We start from the raw sequence: 1,535 nt of genomic DNA on the forward strand, positions 1-1,535 counted from the left end.
CGTCGGCGGACTGGCCCCGGAGGCGGGCGGCTACGCGGCGGTGGTCGCGCTCGCCCTGCGGCGCCAGGACCGGCTCGTCGTCACGGACACCGTCTCGCGCACGGCCACGCTCCAGCCGGGCCTGCGCGCGCCGCACGCCGAACGGCTGCTGAACGAGCAGGGCTACACCCTCGGCCACTTCCCGCAGTCGTTCGAGTGGGCGAGCATCGGCGGGTTCGCCGCGGCGCGGTCCTCCGGCCAGGCCTCCGCCGGGTACGGGCGGTTCGACGAGATGGTCACCGGCCTCACGCTCGCCACGCCCGGCGGCACGCTCGAGACCGGCCGCGCGCCGAAGTCGGCGGCAGGCCCCGACCTGCGCCAGCTCGTGCTGGGCTCGGAGGGGGCGTTCGGCGTCATCACGGACGTGACCGTGCGGATCCGGCCGCTGCCCGAGACGCGCGTGCACGAGGGCTGGCTGTTCCCCTCGTTCTCCGAGGGCATCACCGCGGTCCGCGCCCTCGCCCAGGACGGCCCGCTGCCGACCGTGCTGCGGCTCTCCGACGAGACCGAGACCATGATCGGCCTGGCCCGGCCGGACGAGCTGGGCGACCGGAACGACGACGACCCCGGCGGCTGCCTGGCCATCTGCGGGTACGAGGGCACCGCCGCCGAGGTGCCCGACCGCCGGGCGAAGGTCCGCGCGGTGCTCACCTCGCTCGGCGGCGCTTACCAGGGGGAGGGGCCGGGGGAGAGCTGGGTGCGCGGCCGGTTCTCCGCGCCGTACCTGCGAGACGCCCTGCTCGACGTCGGCGTGCTCGCCGAGACGCTGGAGACCGCCGGCTTCTGGTCGAACCTGTCGCGCCTGTACGACGCCGTGCGCCTGACCCTCTCCCGCGAGCTGCCCTCGTCGGTGGTCATGTGCCACGTGTCGCACGTCTACCCGGCCGGCGCGTCGCTGTACTTCACGGTCGTCACCGCCCAGGGGGAGCGGCCGGTGGAGCGCTGGCGGTGCGCCAAGGCGGCGGTCAGCGACGCGATCATCGAGGCGGGCGGCACGATCAGCCACCACCACGGCGTCGGCGTCGACCACCGCGACTGGTACGCCCGCGAGGCCGGCCCCCTCGGCATCGCCGCGCTGCGGGCGGTGAAGGACCGGCTCGACCCCGAGGGGATCATGAACCCGGGAGTGCTCATTCCCGAGGGATGATCCGTGGTCTCTGCGGGCGCCGACCCCGTACGATCCCGCGCAGAGCCCGCTCGCACGGCGCGGGCCCCGGACAGGAGACGACATGCGATCGTTCACCGCCGTGGTGAACCCGGCGGCGGGCAGCGACCCGTCCGCACGCCTCATCCCGGTCGCGCGACGGCTGCGCGAGGCCGGTGCCGAGGTGGCGGTGGAGTACAGCCGCAGCCTCGAGCACGCGGGCGACCTGGCACGCGAGGCCGCGAAGAAGGGTCACGTCGTGATCGCGACGGGAGGCGACGGCATCGTGGGCGGCCTCGCCGGGGCGCTGGCGGGCGGCGACGCGGTGCTGGGCGTCCTGCCCGCCGGGCGC

2 protein-coding genes are annotated in these 1,535 nt (G+C 75.6%); both read left to right on the top strand.

Annotated features, from left to right (window positions below):
- A partial coding sequence (locus ACFFNX_RS49670; RefSeq protein ID WP_378213465.1) for an FAD-binding oxidoreductase occupies positions 1-1,186 on the top strand: 1,186 nt, incomplete at its 5' end.
- Between the two features lie 82 nt (positions 1,187-1,268).
- On the top strand, positions 1,269-1,535 hold a 267-nt coding region (locus tag ACFFNX_RS49675), incomplete at its 3' end, for a diacylglycerol kinase family protein (RefSeq protein WP_378213466.1).

The organism is Actinoallomurus acaciae (genome assembly GCF_042429965.1).
Lineage (GTDB): Bacteria > Actinomycetota > Actinomycetes > Streptosporangiales > Streptosporangiaceae > Actinoallomurus > Actinoallomurus acaciae.